Origin of the sequence: Chromobacterium sphagni (assembly GCF_001855575.1) — a bacterium.
In the GTDB taxonomy this organism is placed as follows: Bacteria; Pseudomonadota; Gammaproteobacteria; order Burkholderiales; family Chromobacteriaceae; genus Chromobacterium; species Chromobacterium sphagni.
This window is the reverse complement of the sequence record NZ_MKCS01000001.1, coordinates 1,732,113-1,751,461: the sequence shown is the minus strand read 5'-3', so window position 1 is coordinate 1,751,461 and position 19,349 is coordinate 1,732,113. Positions and strand designations below refer to the sequence as shown.

Genomic DNA, 19,349 nt, shown 5'->3' with positions numbered 1-19,349 from the left:
GAAAGCCATAGCCGCTAGTCGCGCCGCGCCATCAGCGCCGCCAGGGAGGCGTCGCGGTCGGCCCAGACGCGGGCTACGCTGTGCCGACCGCCCAGGCGCTGCAGATACTCGCCGCAACCGGACAGCCGCAGCGTCATGTCCTCGCCCAGAAAGCCTTGGCTCAACTTGGCCACCAGCGGCAGGATGCTGGCGGCGCTGATGTCGGCGAAGCTGAAATCCTCGCCCGCCAGCCATGGCCTTTGCTGCGCCAGCTGCGCCACCGCGCTGATGCCGCGGGCGATGCCCTGGCGAATCTCGTCGCACTGCGCCGGCTCCGGCCTGCTGCCCTTGACCATATGCCGCACCAACGGCCCGCTGGGCGCCATCACGTACAACTCCAGCATGGTCATCAGTTCGCGCGCCAGCGCGCGGCCGTTGGGCGTGGGCGGCAATAGCGAGGCGGTAGGATAGGCATCTTCCAACCATTCCAGGATCACCGTCGACTCCGCCACCGGATGGCCGTTGATCTCAACGAAGGGCACCTTACCCATCGGGCTTTTTTCCAGCAACCAGTCTTCCTGCGATGGCGAGGTCAACACCTCCTGGAAGTTCACTCCCTTTTCCAGCAGGCCGACTTTCACCTTGTTGTAGTAGGGCGATAACGGAGTACCATGAAGTTTGATCATTCCATCTCCAAAATAGGTTGCGAAAACAGCCCGGGGAATACTCGCATCGGCCGGCCCGCAGTGGCAGCTTGCCGCATATTCAGTTATTTAGCCATCATCTGGCTTTTCTGCTGCAACAATTTGCGGATTTGCGGCAACATCTGCTGCGCGGCCTTCTCGCCCTCCAGAATGGCCTGGTTGCGGGCGTCGAAATCAGCCGAGCCGATGTTCAGCACATTGGGGTGGATCACCACGTCGGCCTGCTTCAGTTCCTGCGCCAGCACCGGTCCGTTCATGATGTTGAGGCTCTGGTCAAGCATCGACAGGAAACCGGTGGCCTTGCCGACCTTAGGCCGCGCGGTGATGTCCACCGCGATCACGAACTGCGCGCCCATCTCGCGCGCCGCGCTGACCGGCACCGGACTGACCAGGCCGCCGTCGACATAACTCTTGCCGCCGATCTTCACCGGCAAGAACACATTGGGGATGCTGGCGGAGGCGCGCACCGCCTGGCCGGTATTGCCGGTGCGGAACACCACCCGACGTCCGGAGTCCAGTTCGGTGGCCACCGCGCCAAACGGACGGGCCAGCTTCTCCAGCGGGCGATTGCCCACCTGGGTGTTGATCCAGTCTTGCAGTTTCTCGCCCTTGATCACACCCTTGCTGGACAGCGTCCAGTCGGTCAGGTCGGCCTGGTCCAGCGCGATCGCGCGTTGCTGCAGCTGCATGCCGTTCAAGCCGGACGCGTACAGGCTGCCCACCACGCTGCCGGCGCTGGTGCCGGTGATGACATCCGGCACGATGCCGGCGGCCTCCAGCACCTTGATCACGCCGATATGGGCAAAGCCCTTGACCGCGCCGCCGCCCAGCGCCAGGCCGATCTTAGCCTTGGATTGCGGCTTGGGGGCTTGAACCGGCGGCGTGGTGGTGCCGCAAGCGGCCACCATGGCGGCGACGCCGGCCAGCAGCCAGCAACGAAAAGTGGTTTTGCTCAACATGATTTCATCAGTCTTTCAGACATTGGCGACCGCAACGGCCGCCCCAACGGGCGCGGGATCGAGCATCACATAATTGAGATGCCGCGCGCCCTCCAATTCGAAATGGGTTTCGCCGTGCAGCGCCATGCCCAGCCGACGGTAAAAGGCGATCGCGCGCTCATTGCCGTGCCACACCCTCAGCCACAGCCGCGGCTGGCCAGACTGAACCTGCGCCCATTGCCGCGCAGCCATCATCAGCCGCCGGCCCAGGCCTTGTCCGGTATGGTTCTCCACCAGATAAAGCCGCTCCAGCTCCAGCGCCGGGCCATCGCACCCCTCGCAAGCGCTATCCAGGCTCAGCTGCGCATAGCCCAACAGATGGCCGCTGCGCTCCAACACCAGCAAGTGGTGCGAACGATCGGCGATCAACGCCTCGAAATTCGCAGGGGTGAATTCTGTCAGCACATAGTCGGCCAAGCTCGGGCGGATGCCATCGGTGAGATAGGTGCTCAACCACACCTGAATCGACAGCGCAGCCAGACAAGCCGCGTCATCGCGGCGCGCTTTGCGGATTTCCACACTCATTAAGCAGATTCCTGTTGGCTCCGCCGGTTCCCGCTCAGTCGGCCCGCGGCGCTTTCTTGACGAATTCGATCACCTGGCGGCCGTCGTCGCTCATCTTGGCCACCTTCTTGCCGCTGCCTTTCCAAGCATGGCCGTACACCACCTCGTAGCTGGCCGGCAGCTTACCGTCGTGGCGGTAGCGCTCGTAGGCCGCCTCCACCTTGCGCCAGGCCTGTTTGCCCATCAGGCCGCGGCCGCGGCCGGCGGTAGCGTTGTGCGCGCCTATCGCCTTCAGGTCGCGCATCACGCCGCGCGCGTCGTCGTAGGTGAGAACGATCTTTTCCATGTCCATCACCGGCTCGGCGAAACCGGCGCGCATCAGCGCGTCGCCGATGTCGTGCATGTCGATGAACTGGTTGACATGGGTGGCGGCGTCGACGCCGGCGAAGGCGCCGCGCAATTCGAACAGCGTATCCGGCCCCAGCGTGGAGAACATCAGCAGGCCGTCCGGCTTCAGCACCCGGCGCAGCTCGGCGAACATCCGGTCCGGCTCGTTTATCCACTGGATGGTGAGGTTGGACCAGATCATGTCCACGCTGTCGTCGGCCAGCGGCAGACGCTCGACGTCCGCCACCACCTGCCACGGCAGGCTGGGCTTGAACAGCTTCTTCAGCAGGCCGTCGCCTTCGCGCTGACGCTGGCGCGAAGCCATCAGCATCGCATGCGCCAAGTCCAGCTCCAGCACCCGCGCCTGCGGATACTGGCCGCGCAGCTGGGCCGCGCCGTAGCCGGTGCCGGCGCCGGCATCCAGAATCACCGCCGGCTGGTGCTTGATGTACTCCAGCCGTTCCGCCATACGGTCGGACACTTCGCGCTGCAACACCGCTGCGGAATCATAGCTGGCCGCGGCCTTTTCGAACGAGGCGCGCACCCGCGCCTTGTCGGTATAAAACGCTTCACTCATGCCTGGGCTTCCAGATGCTGGGCAAGCGCGCGCACGAAATCCTGTTCATGCGACAGGAAGGGCGCGTGCGAGGCTTGCGGGAATTCGTAAAGGATGGCGTCGGCCAGCGCGTCGGCCAGCCAGCGGCCGGCGCCTAGCGGGGTGATGGCGTCGCGCGCGCCGTAGAACAGCGCCGCCGGGCAACGGATGCCGCCGGCCAGCGCGCGCGCGTCGGCCTCCAGCAGCAATTGCAGCGCCGGCAGCAGGCCTTGCGGCCGGCCGTGCGAAAACAGTTCGCCGCGCAGCGCCTTCAAAGTGTCGCGGGCAGCGGGCGCCCCCATCATCTGCAGCGCAAGGAAGCGCTCCAGCGTCTGTTCGAACGCGCCGTCCAAGCTGGCCGCCACCGCTTCGATGGACTTGCGCTCCTGCGCGTGCGGCCAGCTGTCGTCGCGCACGAAGCGCGGGCTGGTGGCCACCAATGCCAGGCTCTTCACCCGCGCGGGATGGCGCGCGGCCCAATGCTGGGCGATCAGACCGCCCAGCGACCAGCCGACCACGTGGACGGGCAAGGGGAAATGGGATGCGATCAGGTCGGCCACCGCGTCGGCGTCAAACATCTCCAGCGCCGGCGAGGCGCCATGGCCGGGCAGATCCACCAGGTGGACGCAGAAACCCGTCGCCAGTTGCTCGGCCACACGGGCAAACACGCCGCCGTGCAAACCCCAGCCATGCAGCATGACCACGTCCGGCCCCTGGCCCAGCGTTTCAACAAACAGATTCATGGACACACAAATGGGGGAAAGACGCTATTTTCGCAAGAGTACGATGCGAAAGAAACCTCCAAAGCCGGCTTCTTCGTCGTGAATCGGTTGCAGTTTGGTAACAGCGACGATATCCCCCAGCCGCCGGTTGACATCGCTGGCCAGCATCCGGGCCAGCAGATTGCCGGCGCGGCGCCACAAGGACGCGCGCGCGCCGTCGGCCAAGAACTTGTCGAACACCACCGCCCGGCCGCCGGGCTTCAGCACCCGCTCCACTTCGCGCAGGCAGGCCTGTGGATCGGGCACCACCGCCAGCACCAGGTGCAATACCACCGCGTCGAAGCTGGCGTCGGCGAAAGCCAGCCGCTGGGCGTCCATCTGCTCCGCGCGCACCTCCAACCCCAGCGCGGCGGCACGCGCGCGCAGCTGTTCCAGCATCGCTGGCGCGATGTCTATCGCGGTGAGATGGCGGCAGCGCACCAGGAAGTCCAGATCCAGCCCGGTGCCGGCGCCCACCAGCAGCAGCTGCTCGCCCGGCTGCGGATTGAGCAGGCCCAGCGAACGGCGGCGGCTGGCGGCGAAACCCTGCGCCAGCGTGTCGTACAGCGGCGCGTACAGATCGTAGCGCCAGCGGTTGAAGCGGGTGGACCATTCACGCCGCACAGCGGATTTCCTGTTCGAAGCGCGCCAGCCGCGCCCAGTCTATGCCCCATTCCGGCGCGGGCGCGGCGAAGTAGAAACCCTGCAGCTTGCCGCAACCCATCTCCTGCAGCATCGCCAGCTGGGAAGCCGTTTCGACCCCCTCGGCCACCACATCCAGATCCAGCGCGCGCGCCAGCGCCAGGATGGCGCGGACGATGGCGGCCGACTCCTCTTTGTGGTCCAGGTCGAACACGAAGGACTGGTCTATCTTCAGCACGTCGAAACGGTAGCGGTGCAGGTAGGACAGCGCGGAATAGCCGGTGCCGAAGTCGTCCAGCGCCAGCTTCACCCCCAGGCCGTGCAGAGCCTGCATCACGGTGGCGGCGGTTTCCGGCTGGTCTATCAGCGCGCTCTCGGTGATTTCCAGATGCAGCATGGCCGGCGGCAGCTGGTAGTGGGCGATGCGCTCGCCTATCCAGCGCACCAGGTCGGGATCGTGGAAATTGGCCGACGACAGGTTGATGTGCAGCGCGATCTCCTCGCCCACCTGGCCCTGGCTGCGCCAGGCCTGCAACTGGGCGCAAGCGGCATTGATCATGTAGCGGTCCAGCCGGGTGATCAGCCCGCTTTCCTCCGCCATCGGCAGGAAGATGCCGGGCGAGATCAGGCCGCGCTGCGGATGCAGCCAGCGCACCAGGGTCTCGAAGCCCACCAGCTTGCCGGTCTTGGCCTCGATGAAGGGCTGGTAGTAGGGAACCAGCTGGCCTTCCTCCTCCAGCGCGCGCCGCAGCTCGGACTCCAGCGCCAGCTGGTCGGCCTGGTCGATGCGCAGCTGGTGGCTGAACAGGGTGTAGCCCTGGCGGCCCTGCTGCTTGGTGCAGTACATCGCGTGGTCGGCGTCGCGCAGCAGATCGTCGGCCTTGTGGTAATGCTCGCGGTCGGCCAGCACCACTCCGACACTGGAGGTGGAAAACACTTCGCGCCCGGCCAGGATCACCGGCCGCTCGAACTCGCTGACGATGCGGCGGGCGATGACCTCGCACTCGTCCACCGAATCCATGCCGAACATCAGCACCGCGAACTCGTCGCCGCCCAGCCGCGCCAGGAAATCGTAATGGCGCAGGCAGGAGCGGATGCGGGCACCGGCCTCGAACAGCAGGTGGTCGCCGGCCAGATGGCCCAGGGTGTCGTTGACCAGCTTGAAGCGGTCCAGGTCGATGAATACCACCGCGAAGCGGTCGCCGCCATCGGTATACTCATCCCAGGCCCGGCGCAGCGCCTTGGCGAAATAGGTGCGGTTCGGCAACTTGGTCAGAGGATCGTGCAGACTGTCGAACTCCAGCTGGGCGTTGACCGCGTCCAGCTCGCCGGTGCGCTCGCGCACCCTCTGTTCCAGTTCGGCATAAGCCTGCTGCAGCCCCTCCAGCGCGCGCACCCGCGCCAGCGCGGCGCCAATATTGTTGGCGACGAACTCCAGCACCTCCTGATCGCGGAAGTTGTACGTCACGTCGCTCTCGTAGCTTTGCACCGCCAGCACGCCCAGCAGTTCGTGGCCGCAATACAGCGGCACCCCCAGCCAGCTTTTCGGGTTCACGCCCCCGTCGTCGCCCATCTGCCCCGGCAGCGCGCTACTGGGGTCCACCAGCAGCGGCCGCCCGCTGTGCAGCACCTGCTCGATGAAGCCCTTGCCGGGCTTGCGGGGCTGCAGCGGCGGAGAGTACTCGTCGGAACAATAGGGGAAGCTGATGCGATCGTTGACCGTATCGTACAAGGCCACCAGGCAATTGCGCGCCGCCACCATCTCGTTCAGCAGCCGGTGCAGGCCGCTGAGAAAGGCCTCCAGCGACAGGCTGGTATTCGACAGTTCGGCGATGCGGAACAACACGTCCTGGAATTTTTCCGCCCGCTTGCGGCTGGAAACCTCGGCCCGCAGCCGGGCGTTGGCGCCTTCCAGCTCGCTGGTGCGCAGCCACACCTGCCGCTCCAGCTGGCCGCGGTACAGCACCCGGTCCAGCGCAAAGCCGACATGGCGCGCGGCGAACATGAACAGCAGCTGCTCGGCCGAAGTAAACGGCGTCTGGTCCTCATACAACTGCAACACCACCGCGCCGATCAGCGCGCCGCCGACATTGACCATCGGCGCGCCCATCCAGAACGCCGGCAGCTGCGCCGGATGCGCCAACCCCTGCTGCCGGCACACTTCCAGAATGCGCTCGGCGCTCAGCACCATAGGCTTGCCGCCGCGGATCAACCAGGCGGCCAGGGAGGCGTTGGCGCCGTTGAGCGGAAACACGCTGTCGGCGTCCGGCGGCGCCGGATCACGGGTGTCGAGATAGAAAGGAAACCGCAGGGTGGCGCTGTCCTCGTCGTACAACGCGATGTAGAAATTGCTGGCGTCCATCAGCCGCGACATCAGCCGGTGCAGCCGCGGCAGCATCCGTTCCGGCGTGGCGCTTTCTCCGGCCAGCAAGCTGATCTCCAGCATGGTTTCATTGGCGACGCGGGCGGCCGCCTGTTCGGCGCGCAGCATCGCGCAGTGCAGGTGGCCGGCAAGCAGGGACGCGACGCCGGCCGTCCAGGCCGGGGCTTGGCCGCGCCAGACCAGCCAGCCCAGCGTCTTGTCGGCCGCGCGCAAGGCGAGCGCGCCGCCATCCGGTCCGGGCAGGCGGCCATTGCCGAGCGCGTCGGCCTCCGGCAGCGTATCCGCCGCGCCCAGGCAGGCGAGGCGTTGCCACGCCATGCCAATCCGCCCCCACACCGCGGCCGCAGTCAAACCACCAGCCTGCCGCAGCAGCGCCAAGGCCTGCTCGGCAGCCTGTTCGGGAGTTTCCAGGTATTCAGCCGTGCTCTTCATGTCGTTATCGTAGTATGAGTTAGCTGGAAAGTCCGCATGCGACGCCCAAGCCCCTTCCCCAGGGCCGGCACCGCCGGCCTCCTCCCCGAAGACCGGATAAGCGCAAGCCCGGAGCCAAGGCTCCGGGCTTGCGTCGTCAGAGCGGCGACGACATGCCGCGGCGGTTCCCGCCTTAGCGGGAAGTCAGCTTTCGGCCAGCAACAGCATGCGGTCAAGCAAGGTGTCCAGCTGCTGCACATCATGCAGCGCCGACAAGGAAATCCGCAGCCTGGCGCCATTGTCGGGCACCGTCGGCGGGCGGATGGCGGGCACCCAGTAACCCTGCTGCTGCAAGCCTTGGGCTAGTTTCATGGCATGCGCATCGCCGCCTATGATAAATGGTTGGATCGGTGTGCGGGAAGTCCCCGTCGAATAAGCCGTGCCGGCCAGGCGCCGGCGGCAGCACGCCACCAGCTGCGCCAGGCGTTCGCGCCGGTCGTCGGCCTCGGCGATCAGCCTCAGGCTGGTGCTCACCGCGGCTGCCAGGGCCGGCGGCTGGGCGGTGCTGAAAATATAGGTGCGGCCGCGATTGACCAGCCAATCGACCAGCAGGCTGCTGCCGGCGACGAAAGCGCCGGCCAGGCCTGCGGCCTTGCCCAGCGTGGCCATATAGATCAGCCGCTCGCTGGAGAGGTCGCGCTCAGCCTGAGAACCGCGTCCCTGCCCCAGCACACCGAAGCCGTGAGCGTCGTCGATGTACAACCAGGCATCGTAGCGCTCGGCCAGCGCCAGCAATTCCGGCAGCGGCGCTTCGTCACCATCCATGCTGTATACCGCGTCCACCGCGATCAGCCTGGTGCGGGCGCTGCTCCCCGCCAGCAACTGCTCCAGATGGTCGAGGTCGTTATGGCGGAAGCGCTGGAAATCGGCGCGCGACAATAGACAGCCGTCGTTGAGCGAAGCGTGGTTAAGCCTGTCGGCGAACACCGCGTCGCCGCGGCCGACCAAGCTGGTGATCACCGCCAGATTGGCGGCGTAACCGGAGCCGAACAGCAGCGCCGCCTCGCGGCCGACAAAGCGCGCCAGCGCCTCCTCGGCCTGCTGGTGGGCCTGGCTGTGGCCGGTGAGCAGATGCGCGGCGCCGCTGCCGACGCCCCAGCGCTCCACGCCCTGCTGCACCGCGCGCACCAGCGAGGGGTGATCGGCCAGGCCAAGGTAATCGTTGCTGGCGAAAGACAGGTATTCGTTGCCGTCGATGATGATCTCGACGCCTTGCGGCGACTCGAGGCTCACCCGCTGACGGCGGCGGTGGCTGGCGTCCAGCTCCAGCAAGGCTGCGGACAGGTCTTGTAGGCGCATATGGCTTGCACTCTTTTACGTTGTTGACCAAACCGCGGCAGCCAAGCCACCCCGGCACGACACACTATATATATGTTTGCATTTAAGCCGACAGCGGGAAATTGCGAAGATTTATTTATAGCGCCTGCAGATCCAGCTTGCGCATCAGCGCCTGATCGGCCAGGACGTCGGGATTGCCCGTTGTAAGCAGCTTGTCGCCATAAAAGATGGAATTGGCCCCTGCCAGGAAACACAGCGCCTGGGTGGCTTCGTCCATCTCGCGCCGGCCAGCCGACAGGCGCACATAACTACGGGGCATGGCGATGCGCGCCACCGCGATGGTGCGGACGAATTCGGTCCAGTCCAGCTTTTCCGCCCCCTCCAGCGGAGTGCCCACCACTTTCACCAGATTGTTGACCGGCACCGACTCGGGCTGCGGATCGAGATTGGCCAGCTGGGTGATCAGGCCGGCGCGGTCGCGCCGGGTTTCATTCATGCCGACGATGCCGCCGCAGCATACCGACAGCCCCGCCGAGCGCACCTTGCCCAGCGTGTCCAGCCGGTCCTCATACTCGCGGGTCTGGATGATGTCGGCGTACTTGTCCGGCGCGGTATCCAGATTGTGATTGTAGTAATCCAGCCCCGCCTGTTTCAGTTGCTCGGCCTGGCCATCGCGCAGCAAGCCGAAGGTGGCGCAGGTTTCCAATCCCAGCGCCTTCACCCGGCTCACCATGTCCAGCGTCTTGGCCAGATCGGCATCCTTGGGACCGCGCCAGGCGGCGCCCATGCAGAAGCGGCCGGCGCCGTTGGCCTTGGCCTGCCGCGCCGCCGCCACCACCTCGTCCACCGTCATCATCGGCTCATTGGCCACCGGTGTGTCATGATGCACCGACTGCGGACAATAGCCGCAATCCTCCGGACAGCCGCCGGTCTTGATCGAAACCAGCGTGGACAGCTGCACGCGGGTAGGGTCGAAAAACTGCCGATGGATTTCCGCCGCGCGGAACACCAGCTCCATGAAAGGCAGCCCCAGCAGCGCCTCTACCTCGTCGACGCTCCAATTAGCCTTTTCCGGATGCGGCGCAGCCGGGCGCTTGAACTCCATCGTTACTGAATGCATCGTATGCTCCAACATGTGTTTGTCATTTTGACGAAAAATCAGGCCGTTCGTCACCCTGCCCGCATGGGCAGAGCTGCAAAATCTTGGAGCGTGGATGCGATGCTGTCAAACCACATAATAGAATTAATTAACAACTGCTCATTTATTAGGCAAAAATGCGCGCTCTGCGGCCGCGCCGACAGCCAGGGCGCGCTCTGCCCCGGCTGCCGCGCAATGCTGCCGCCCCTGCCTGCGTCCCGCTGTCCGCGCTGCGCGGAACCGACGCCGGACAGCATGCTGTGTGGCCATTGCCAGCGCCATCCGCCGGCCTTCGACGCGCTACACGTTCCTTATCTGTTTGGCTACCCCCTGAATGGCCTGATCCATGCGTTCAAATACGGAAAACGCTTACAATTGGCCGGGGCGCTGGCGGACTTGCTCACCGATTTCGCCGGTTGTCAAGCCCACGAATACGACCTTGTCATCCCCGTTCCATTGGCAAATGAACGACTTGCGGAAAGAGGCTTCAATCAGAGTTCCGAGCTTGCCAAAGCGTTCGCTGTTACAATAAACAGCCGTTTTTCGGACGACCTGTGTTGGCGAAAATGCAACACATTGCCGCAAGCCTCGCTCGGTCGCGCCGCAAGACTGCAAAACGTGCGTCATGCATTCGGCGTAAAACGCCGCTGCGACGGGCTTTCCATTGCCATCATCGACGACGTCGCCACTAGCGGCGCCACCCTCTCCGCCCTAGCCAAAGTGCTCAAAAAACAGGGTGCGGAACGGGTCGATGCATGGGTGCTTGCCCGGGCGTTTTCCCCAAATACTTGACCAAGATTTTGATTCCTTGGAACAATCCAGCCTGCCAACGATGTTCACTGTTGTTCTATTTCAGCCGGAAATCCCGCCCAACACGGGCAATGTGATTCGTTTATGTGCCAACACCGGCTGTGAACTGCATCTGGTCAAACCCCTGGGCTTTCCGCTCGAGGATGCCAAGTTGCGGCGCGCAGGACTCGACTATCACGAGTATGCCCGCGTTGTGGTCCACGAAGACTGGCCTGCCTGTTTGCAGGCGCTTCAAGGACGACGGATTTTCGCCGCGACGACCAAGGGCGCTACGCGCCATGACCGGATTTCCTACCAACCCGGGGACGTTTTTCTGTTCGGTCCCGAATCCCGCGGCTTGCCGCAAGATGTGCTGGCTGCCCTGCCGGCGCAACAAAGGATTCGTTTGCCGATGCGTCCCGAGTCGAGAAGCCTCAACCTCTCCAACGCTGTCGCGGTGACAGTGTACGAGGCATGGCGCCAGCTCGATTTCACAGGGGGAGGGTAAGCGGTTCGCAAGGTTGGCCCAACAGCATAGGGAGGTTTATGCAACCTGTACTCCGATGGCTGTGGCTTGTATTCGTCAGTCTCGTGCTTGTGGCCTGTTCCACTGTGAAGACGGCCAGTGCCACAAACCAGTCGGCTTCGCCGACAAACAAGAAGACCGTCGCCAAGAACGGAGCTTATTTCCAGAACGACGGTCCGGCCGATCATATCCCGGTCAACCTGAACCTGGTGCCCGACGCCGTGCCGCAGGATGAGCCGCTGATCAAGTCGGCCAATCTGCCCTACTCGGCGCTGGGCATGAGCTTCCGTCCCGATGTGCGAGAAAAGCCTTACCACGCCACAGGCCGTGCCTCTTGGTACGGCAAGCAGTTCCATGGACGCAAGACGTCCTCGGGCGAACGTTACGACATGTTCGCCATGACCGCAGCGCATCCAACGCTGCCGATCCCGAGCTATGCCCGGGTGACCAACTTGACCAACGGCAAGTCGGTGGTGGTTCGCGTCAATGACCGCGGACCGTTCCACAAGAGCCGTCTGATGGACCTGTCGTACGCCGCGGCGTACAAGCTGGGCTTTATCCAGCAGGGCAGCGCCAAGATCGCGATAGACCGCGTCTGGCCCGCAGCCGACAACACCTTCTCCGCGTCCGCGCAACCGGCCACCCAGCCGGTCAGCCGCGAGTTGCGCGCAGGCGACAATCCGAAGTACCTGCAACTGGGCTCGTTCGCCACGCTGGCCAACGCCGAAGCGCTGTTGCAGAAGACACTGGGCGAGCTGGACGATCATTACGACTCCAAGCTCGGCATCGTCAATCAGCAGGGGGTGTACAAGGTACGCCTGGGACCGTTCCCGTCTGACGACGCCGTGCGCAGCGCGGCCGAGAACCTGCACGTGGAAACCGTGATCACCAGCCTGTAACGGCTGTCAGCTGAACCGTATGGCATAGGGCGAAAGGCGAAGGATGCATCCTTCGCCTTTTTTCATGCCCGCCGGGCAATAAAAAGCCCCGACCTTCTCGGGCCGGGGCAATGCCTGGACATCAACGACTCAGGCCCCGCTCAGGGAGCCAAGCGGGAGGTGTGAACACCTGCTGTTTAGGCGATGGGCCGCTGTTAAAGTTCCTCCGCCGGAGGCAGCAGCGGCGGCTCCTGCTGCGGCAGCGCGTCGAACCAGCCCTTGACCACCTGCTCCACCTCGTCCACTCCGGTCTTCTTCAGGCTGGAGAACATCTGCACGCTGACCGACGGATAATCGGCCAACTCGCGCTTGACCAGCGTCAACACCTTGCTCTGTTCCTGGCGCGACATCTTGTCGGCCTTGGACAACAGAATGTGCACCGGACGGCCGGCGACACGGAAAAATTCCAGCATTCTGCGATCCAGGTCTTTCAATGGGTGGCGAGCGTCCATAATCAACAGAAGGCCGATCAGGCTCTGGCGCGTCTGCAGGTAGCGGCCCAGCAGTTCCACCCAGTGGGCGCGCACCGCTTCCGGCACTTCGGCGTAGCCGTAGCCGGGCAAATCCACCAGAAAACACTCGTCTCCCAGCTCGAAGAAGTTGATATGCTGGGTTCGGCCCGGCGTCTTGGACACATAAGCCAAACGGGTGCGATTGGCCAGCGTGTTGATGGCGCTGGACTTGCCCGCGTTGGAGCGACCGACGAAAGCGACCTCGGCGCGGGTGGCCGGCAGGTCCTTCATGTGGTTGACGGTGGTATAAAATCTGGCGTTCTGAAAAATCGACATGGTAGTAAGGTTGAAATCAGTTGGTATAGAATAACAGGTTTGGAATTGCTATTTTTACAGATATTTTAGGGCAAGCCCCTAAAGGAGCGACCATGAGACGTAAAATGCTGTTGGCGATGGCAACCCTAACCCTGGCCGGCTCCGTGCTGGCAGCCGCTCCGGTGGCAAAGGGGGACCCGGCAAAAGGCAAGCAGATCGTGGATACCGTCTGCGCGGCCTGTCACGGCGCGGACGGCAACAGCGTCGCGGCGGCCAATCCCACTCTTGCCGGCCAGAGCCAGCAGTATCTGTATAGCCAGTTGAAGGCGTTCAAGAGCGGCGAACGCAAGAACCCCACCATGTTCGGCATGACCGCCGGCCTGTCCGATGGCGACATGCACAACCTGGCCGCCTACTTCAGCGAGCAGAAGCCGAAAGAGCGCGAAGCCTCCGACAAGCAGCAGCTGCCGCTGGGCGCCAAGATCTACCGCGTCGGCAACGCCGCCAGCCACGTGCCGGCCTGTATGGCTTGCCACGGTCCGGCCGGCAAGGGCCTGCCCGACCAGTTCCCGCGCCTGGGCAGCCAGCACGCCGGCTACGTCGCCAAGCAGTTGGCCGACTTCAAGGCCGGCGCCGACCGCAAGAACCCCATCATGGCCGACATCGCCAGCCGCATGACCGATGCCGAGATGAAGGCGGTGTCCGAATACATTTCCGGCCTGCGCTGAGCCGTGACGCCTGCGGTCGGCAAGCCGCAGGCCGCATGCCCGTCATGCGGCCCGGCATGCCGACGCAACTTTGCCGACCAGGCGCGTTCGAAAGGGAAGCTCCGGACCGGCTTCCCTTTTTGTGTTACCTACCATGACAAACCATCGCCGCAACACCACTCGCCACGCGCTGTACGAATTGTTCAGCTCAATGCGTTTCGCCATCGGCCTGCTGACCATCCTGGCGATCGCCTCGATCATCGGCACCGTGCTCAAGCAGAACGAGCCCTACCCAAACTATGCGTTTGAATTCGGCCAGTTCTGGTTCCAGGCTTTTGAACAGCTCGGGCTGTTTGACGTCTACCACTCGGCCTGGTTCCTGACCATCCTGGCCTTCCTGGTGCTGTCGCTCACCCTGTGCGTGCTGCGCAACGGGCCGGGCTTCGTCAAACAGATGCGCTCCTACCGCGACAAGGCCGGCGAGAGCTCGCTGGCGGCCATGTCGCACAGCCAGGCCCTCGCCGTCGCAAACGCCGCGCCGGAACCGCTCGCCGCCTACCTGCAGGCCCAGGGCTACCGTCTGCGCCTGCGCGACAATCCCGACGGCAGCCTGCTGATCGCCGCCAAGAAGGGCTCCGCCGGCAAACTGGGCTACTTCTTCGCCCACATCGCGCTGATCGTGATCTGCGTCGGCGGCCTGATGGACGGCAACCTGCCGCTGAAGCTGGGGCAGCTGATAGGCCGCGTGACGCCGGAGACCCGCGACATCCCGCAAAGCCAAGTGCCGGCGGCCAGCCGGCTGTCGGCCTCGAACCTGTCGTTCCGCGGCACCACCCGCATCGTGGAAAACAAGAGTGCCGACGTCACTTTCATCGATTCCGGCAACGGCTATCTGGTGCAGGAGTTGCCCTTCATCGTCACGCTGAAGAAATTCCACGTCGACTACTACAGCAGCGGCATGCCCAAGCTGTTCGCCAGCGATATCGTGGTGACCGACAAGGCCAGCGGCAAGCGCACCGAAGCCACGGTCAAGGTCAACCACCCGTTGATCGTCGACGGCATCGCCATCTATCAGTCGTCGTTCGGCGACGGCGGCTCGCCGCTGCGCTTCAAAGCCTGGAATCTGGCCGATACCGCGGTCGCGCCGGTGCCGCTGCAAGGGGTGTCGATGGCCAACCAGCCGTTGCGCGCCAACGGCAAGGACTATGCGCTGGAGTTCGGCGAACTCAGGGTGTTCAACATTGAGAACGTCGGCAAGCCCGGCGCGGCCGATCCCACGCTGCTGCAACGCATGCACGACGCGCGCGAGGTGAAGCAAACCAAGGAGCTGAAGAACTTCGGCCCGTCGATCAGCTTCAAGCTGCGCGACAGCCTGGGCCAGGCGGTGGAATACCTGCACTATATGGCCCCGATCCAGCAGGACGGCGCCAGTTATCTGATGGCCGGCCTGCGCCGGACCCCGGCCGAGCCCTTCCAGTACCTGCGCCTGCCGCTGGACGACGAGATGGGCATAGACCGCTTCATGCGGCTGCACGCCGCCTTGCGCAACCCGGCGCTGTATGACGAAGTGGCGCGTCGCGCCACCCGCAAGGCGATGGCGGGCGGCGTGATAGACCAGCAGTTGGCGCAGAACTTCGGCGACAGCGTCAAGGGCGTGCTGCAGCGCTTCGCCGACGGCGGCTTCGCCGGACTGGAGAAATTCCTCGATGAGCGGGTGCCGGCCGACAAGCGCCAGGCGGTGGCGCAGACCTATATCAAGATCCTGCAGGGCGCGGTGGTGGACGTGATGGCGGTGGCCGACGAAAAGGCCCATGCCAGCCCGCTGGCCGCCGACGCTCAGCATTACCGCTTCCTGCTGGACGGCCTGGTGGCCAGCAGCGGCCTGCACGACTACAACGCGCCGGTGTTCCTGCAGCTGGACGGCTTCGACCAGGTGCAGTCGTCCGGCCTGCAGATGACGCGCTCGCCGGGCAAGAACCTGGTTTATCTCGGTTCGATCTTGCTGGTGCTGGGCATCGTGCTAATGTTCTATGTGCGTGAATTCCGTCTGTGGATACGCATCAACGGCAAACAGCTGCGGGTGGCGATGACATCCAACCGGCACAACCGCGATCTCGACCGCGACTTCCAGCGTCATCTCGACGCCATCCAACAGCTGACACGGGGATCATGATGGAACTGGCTACGAATTCTTTTGCACGGACGCCGCTATGGAAGCGGCTGAGCCTCTGGGACTGGGGCTACGCGCTGTTGATCGCGCTGGCCGCCGGTCGCGCCTTCCAGCTCTACCACCAGGGCATGGACGTCTACGAACAGGGCATCCTGGCCGGCGCGGCGCTGGGCCTGGTCGCGCTGGGCTGGTTCTGGAAATCCTGGCGCTGGTTCTTCCCGCTGGCGGGCGCCTTGGCACTGCTGGCCATCGCCGATTACAACCACGACCTGGCGCGCGGCCAGACCGCGTTCTGGCTGAAGTTCGCGTTGTCCAGTCAATCGGCCATCATGTGGATGTGCACGTTGTTCTTCCTGGCCACCGCCGTCTACTGGCTGGCGGTGGCGCGGCGCTCCGAGCTGCTGCTGCGCATGGGCCGCGGCCTGACCTGGTCCGCCGCCGTCATGGGCTTCGCCGGCCTGTTCGTGCGCTGGTACGAGAGCTACCTGATCGCGCCGGACGTCGGCCATATCCCGGTGTCCAATCTCTACGAAGTGATGGTGCTGTTCTGTCTGATCACCGCGCTGATGTACCTGTACTACGAAGCGCAGTTCGCCGCCCGCCAGGCCGGCGCGCTGGTGCTGCCGGTGATCAGCGCCACCGTCTGCTTCATCCTGTGGTACAGCCTGGACCGCCAGGCGCATGAGATCCAGCCGCTGATCCCGGCGCTGCAGTCGTGGTGGATGAAGATACACGTGCCGGCCAACTTCGTCGGCTACGGCTCCTTCGCGCTGGCGGCGATGCTGGGCGTAGGCGAGCTGCTGGTACTGAAGGGCTGGCTGAAGGACCGCCTGCCCTCGGCCGAGGTACTGGACGAGATGATGTACAAGGCCATCTCGGTCGGCTTCCTGTTCTTCACCATCGCCACCATCCTGGGCGCGATGTGGGCGGCCGACGCCTGGGGCGGCTACTGGAGCTGGGACCCGAAGGAAACCTGGGCGCTGATCGTCTGGCTCAACTACGCCGCCTGGCTGCACATCCGGCTGGTGAAGGGCTGGCGCGGCGCGCCGCTGGCCTGGTGGTCGGTCGGCGGCCTCCTGGTCACCACCTTCGCCTTCCTCGGCGTCAACATGTTCCTGTCCGGGCTGCACTCCTACGGCGGGCTGTAATCTTTCCCTGCCATCATCAACGCCCCGCCGCAAGCGGGGCGTTTTGCATTTTCCCCGCCTACCGCAGTGGCATTTGGTATCCTTGTAGCGCTTTTATCCCTTTTTTATCCCTTAAGGAACGTTCTACACCATCATGGACTTATCGTGGCTGTCCGACCCCGCCGCCTGGCTGGGCCTCTTGACGCTGATCATTCTCGAGATCGTGCTCGGCATCGACAACCTGATTTTCGTGGCCATCCTGGCCGAAAAGCTCCCGCCGGAACAACGCGACCGCGCCCGCATCACCGGCCTGTCGCTGGCGCTGATCATGCGCCTGGCACTGCTGGCCAGCATCTCCTGGCTGGTCACCCTCACCACCCCGCTGTTCTCGATCTGGGGCCAGGGCTTCGCCGGCCGCGATCTGATCATGCTGGGCGGCGGCGTGTTCCTGCTGTTCAAGGCCACCACCGAGCTGCATGAGCGGCTGGAAGGCGTGGACGAGGTGAAGGGCAGCGGCCAGCGCGCCTACGCCGCCTTCGCCACCGTCGTCGCGCAGATCCTGGTGCTGGACGCGGTGTTCTCGATAGACTCGGTGGTGACCGCCATCGGCATGTCCGAGCACCTGCCGGTGATGATGCTGGCCGTGGTCATCGCCATGGTCCTGATGATCGCCGCCAGCAAGCCGCTGACCGCCTTCGTCAACGCCCACCCCACCGTCGTGATGCTGTGCCTGGGTTTTTTGCTGATGATAGGCTTCAGTCTGGTGGCCGACGGCTTCGGCTTCCACATTCCCAAGGGCTATCTGTACGCCGCCATCGGCTTCTCGGTGTTGATCGAATCGTTCAACCAGGTGTCGCAGGCCAACCGCGTCCGCTACCTCAACCGCAACCAGAGCTTCCGCGAGCGCACCGCCAACGCGGTGCTCAGCCTGATGGGCACCCGCCTGTCGGAAGCCAAGCCCGAGGCCAAGCCGGAAGTCGGCCCGCAGCCGGTGGAAGACACCGCCTTCGGCCACAACGAGCGCGCGATGATACACAGCGTGCTGACCCTGGCAGAACGGCCGATCCGCGTGATCGCCACTCCGCGCGCCGACATCCACCGGCTGGACCTGAGCCAGCCGGAAGCCGCCCGCCGCAAGGCGCTGCGCGACAGCCCCTATTCGCGGCTGGTGGTGATTCGCGACGGCAGCATAGACGAGCCGCTGGGCATCGTCGCCCGCAAGGACCTGCTGGCCCAGCTCTTGGACGGCGGCCAGCTCGACATCGACGCCGCGCTGCGCCAACCGCTGGTGCTGCCGGAAACCGTGACCGTGCTGAAGGCGCTGGAGAGCTTCCGCCAGAACGCCGCCGACATGGCCTTCGTGGTCAACGAATTCGGCAGCCTGGAAGGCATCGTCACCCAGAAGGATCTGATGGAGGCGATCGCCGGCGAATTCCCGGAAGAGCATGAAAAACACGAGCTGCCGGCCATCGTGGTCAACACCGACGGCAGCTACGACGTGGAAGGCAGCCTGGAGTTGATGACGCTGGAGCAGTACCTGACGCTGGGCGACTTCGAGGACGAAGACTTCCACACCGTGGCCGGCCTGTTGATGGACTGCCTGGAACGCATCCCGCGCGAGGGCGACGAGGTGACCGTCGGCGACTGGAAGCTGCGCGTCACCGCGCAGAAGGGCAACCGCACCGAGCGGGTGCTGATCAGCCCGCTGGCCGAAGGCTTCGATGCCAGCATCTGATGTTCCCCAGGGCCGGTCCCGGCCCTGGTTCCTCTATGTGCTGCGCTGTGGGAACGGCGCGCTCTACACCGGCGTCAGCACCGATGTGGCGCGCCGCTACGCGCAGCACCAGACAGGCAAGGGCGCGCGCTACACCCGGCTCAATCCCCCCGCCGCCATCGCGCTGGTGATCGAATACCCGGACCGCTCCGCCGCGCTGCAGGCGGAATACGCGTTCAAGAAGCTCTCCGCCGCAGCCAAACGGGATTTTCTCCGCCGCCATGGCGATGCCGCCGGTTTTGGCTGAACCCGCTTGGTGAAGGGCTGTAATCGACGGCCCTCCCACTCGATGCCAACCGGCAATCGCCGCCACTCTCAAATCCGCGCCGGATACGCACTGCGAAACACTGTTCAAGCCTGAACAGCGGCTTCCATCGATTGCATTATTTCCCCTCCGCACACCCCCCATCGACCAAACAGACAGCGATGGCAGACGGTGGCGCCGGCACTTCACGCCATAGGCTACGCGTGAAAGTGCAACTTTCTTGCATCACTCACGCAAAAACCATTGGCATATTTATTCCTCATTGTAATATTCATGGGAATAGACTGCCAAACAGTCAGACAATTTTAATAGTTCTCAATATTCCATAAAGTTCATTGTTGTCATCAAAAAGTGCCTGTGGCATTTTTACTCCATAAAAGTTCCCCACAGTCGCCTACCTATCTATGCCTCACCCCGATGCCCACCCAACTCTGCTGATCCAGCGG

18 protein-coding genes are annotated in these 19,349 nt (G+C 64.3%); 8 read left to right on the top strand and 10 right to left on the bottom strand.

All coding sequences use genetic code 11. The annotated features are described in order from the left end of the window. Positions 1 to 14: 14 nt before the first annotated feature. From BI347_RS08260 to bioB, 9 genes are all read right to left on the bottom strand, one after another. Positions 15 to 665, bottom strand: a complete 651-nt coding sequence (locus tag BI347_RS08260) for a glutathione S-transferase family protein (protein ID WP_071111912.1) — start codon at positions 663 to 665, stop codon at positions 15 to 17. Positions 666 to 748: 83 nt separating this feature from the next. Then, positions 749 to 1,642 carry a patatin-like phospholipase family protein gene (locus tag BI347_RS08255; RefSeq protein ID WP_095210779.1) on the bottom strand — a complete coding sequence of 298 codons (894 nt, stop codon included), beginning with the start codon at positions 1,640 to 1,642 and terminating at the stop codon, positions 749 to 751. A gap of 15 nt (positions 1,643 to 1,657) precedes the next feature. Further along, complete coding sequence (locus BI347_RS08250) at positions 1,658 to 2,206, bottom strand: GNAT family N-acetyltransferase (protein ID WP_071111910.1); 549 nt, start codon at positions 2,204 to 2,206, stop codon at positions 1,658 to 1,660. A gap of 34 nt (positions 2,207 to 2,240) precedes the next feature. Further along, positions 2,241 to 3,149, bottom strand: coding sequence for a malonyl-ACP O-methyltransferase BioC (gene bioC / locus BI347_RS08245; protein ID WP_071115699.1), 909 nt, complete (start codon positions 3,147 to 3,149; stop codon positions 2,241 to 2,243). Next, positions 3,146 to 3,910 (bottom strand): pimeloyl-ACP methyl ester esterase BioH, encoded by a 765-nt coding sequence (gene bioH / locus BI347_RS08240; protein WP_071115698.1) that lies wholly within the window; start codon positions 3,908 to 3,910, stop codon positions 3,146 to 3,148. Before bioH ends, bioC begins: the two co-directional genes overlap by 4 nt. Positions 3,911 to 3,934: 24 nt before the next feature. Next, entirely contained in the window at positions 3,935 to 4,552 is a 618-nt protein-coding gene (locus BI347_RS08235) for a class I SAM-dependent methyltransferase (protein ID WP_071111907.1), read from the bottom strand. Beyond that, positions 4,542 to 7,385, bottom strand: coding sequence for a bifunctional diguanylate cyclase/phosphodiesterase (locus BI347_RS08230; RefSeq protein ID WP_071115697.1), 2,844 nt, complete (start codon positions 7,383 to 7,385; stop codon positions 4,542 to 4,544). Before BI347_RS08230 ends, BI347_RS08235 begins: the two co-directional genes overlap by 11 nt. 183 nt (positions 7,386 to 7,568) lie before the next feature. Next, positions 7,569 to 8,723, bottom strand: coding sequence for an 8-amino-7-oxononanoate synthase (gene bioF / locus BI347_RS08225; protein ID WP_071111905.1), 1,155 nt, complete (start codon positions 8,721 to 8,723; stop codon positions 7,569 to 7,571). A gap of 115 nt (positions 8,724 to 8,838) precedes the next feature. Next, a complete protein-coding gene (gene bioB / locus BI347_RS08220) occupies positions 8,839 to 9,822 on the bottom strand; it encodes a biotin synthase BioB (RefSeq protein ID WP_083338767.1) in 984 nt (327 codons plus the stop codon). Between the two features lie 3 nt (positions 9,823 to 9,825). Between bioB and BI347_RS08215 the strand changes: the two genes are divergently transcribed. The 3 genes from BI347_RS08215 (at position 9,826) to BI347_RS08205 (ending at position 12,054) form a co-directional block, all read left to right on the top strand. After that, positions 9,826 to 10,632 (top strand): ComF family protein, encoded by an 807-nt coding sequence (locus BI347_RS08215; RefSeq protein ID WP_239690846.1) that lies wholly within the window; start codon positions 9,826 to 9,828, stop codon positions 10,630 to 10,632. A gap of 40 nt (positions 10,633 to 10,672) precedes the next feature. After that, a complete protein-coding gene (trmL, locus tag BI347_RS08210) occupies positions 10,673 to 11,137 on the top strand; it encodes a tRNA (uridine(34)/cytosine(34)/5-carboxymethylaminomethyluridine(34)-2'-O)-methyltransferase TrmL (RefSeq protein ID WP_071115696.1) in 465 nt (154 codons plus the stop codon). Positions 11,138 to 11,241: 104 nt separating this feature from the next. Further along, entirely contained in the window at positions 11,242 to 12,054 is an 813-nt protein-coding gene (locus BI347_RS08205; protein WP_239690845.1) for a septal ring lytic transglycosylase RlpA family protein, read from the top strand. A 194-nt stretch (positions 12,055 to 12,248) separates the two neighbouring features. Here the strand turns inward: BI347_RS08205 and yihA are convergent, their stop codons facing one another. Then, positions 12,249 to 12,881, bottom strand: coding sequence for a ribosome biogenesis GTP-binding protein YihA/YsxC (yihA, locus tag BI347_RS08200; RefSeq protein WP_071111901.1), 633 nt, complete (start codon positions 12,879 to 12,881; stop codon positions 12,249 to 12,251). A 92-nt stretch (positions 12,882 to 12,973) separates the two neighbouring features. Here yihA and BI347_RS08195 point away from each other — a divergent pair, with 92 nt between their 5' ends. From BI347_RS08195 to BI347_RS08175, 5 genes are all read left to right on the top strand, one after another. Then, positions 12,974 to 13,588 carry a c-type cytochrome gene (locus BI347_RS08195; protein WP_071111900.1) on the top strand — a complete coding sequence of 205 codons (615 nt, stop codon included), beginning with the start codon at positions 12,974 to 12,976 and terminating at the stop codon, positions 13,586 to 13,588. 133 nt (positions 13,589 to 13,721) lie between these two features. Then, positions 13,722 to 15,740, top strand: a complete 2,019-nt coding sequence (locus BI347_RS08190; protein ID WP_071115695.1) for a cytochrome c biogenesis protein ResB — start codon at positions 13,722 to 13,724, stop codon at positions 15,738 to 15,740. Next, positions 15,740 to 16,885: a c-type cytochrome biogenesis protein CcsB gene (gene ccsB, locus BI347_RS08185; protein ID WP_071116374.1), complete on the top strand. Its 1,146-nt coding sequence runs from the start codon at positions 15,740 to 15,742 to the stop codon at positions 16,883 to 16,885. The genes BI347_RS08190 and ccsB overlap by 1 nt, the downstream gene beginning before the upstream one ends. Before the next feature lie 133 nt (positions 16,886 to 17,018). Continuing rightward, positions 17,019 to 18,599 carry a TerC family protein gene (locus tag BI347_RS08180; protein WP_071111897.1) on the top strand — a complete coding sequence of 527 codons (1,581 nt, stop codon included), beginning with the start codon at positions 17,019 to 17,021 and terminating at the stop codon, positions 18,597 to 18,599. Continuing rightward, positions 18,586 to 18,885, top strand: a complete 300-nt coding sequence (locus BI347_RS08175) for a GIY-YIG nuclease family protein (RefSeq protein WP_071115694.1) — start codon at positions 18,586 to 18,588, stop codon at positions 18,883 to 18,885. Before BI347_RS08180 ends, BI347_RS08175 begins: the two co-directional genes overlap by 14 nt. Positions 18,886 to 19,349: the final 464 nt, after the last annotated feature.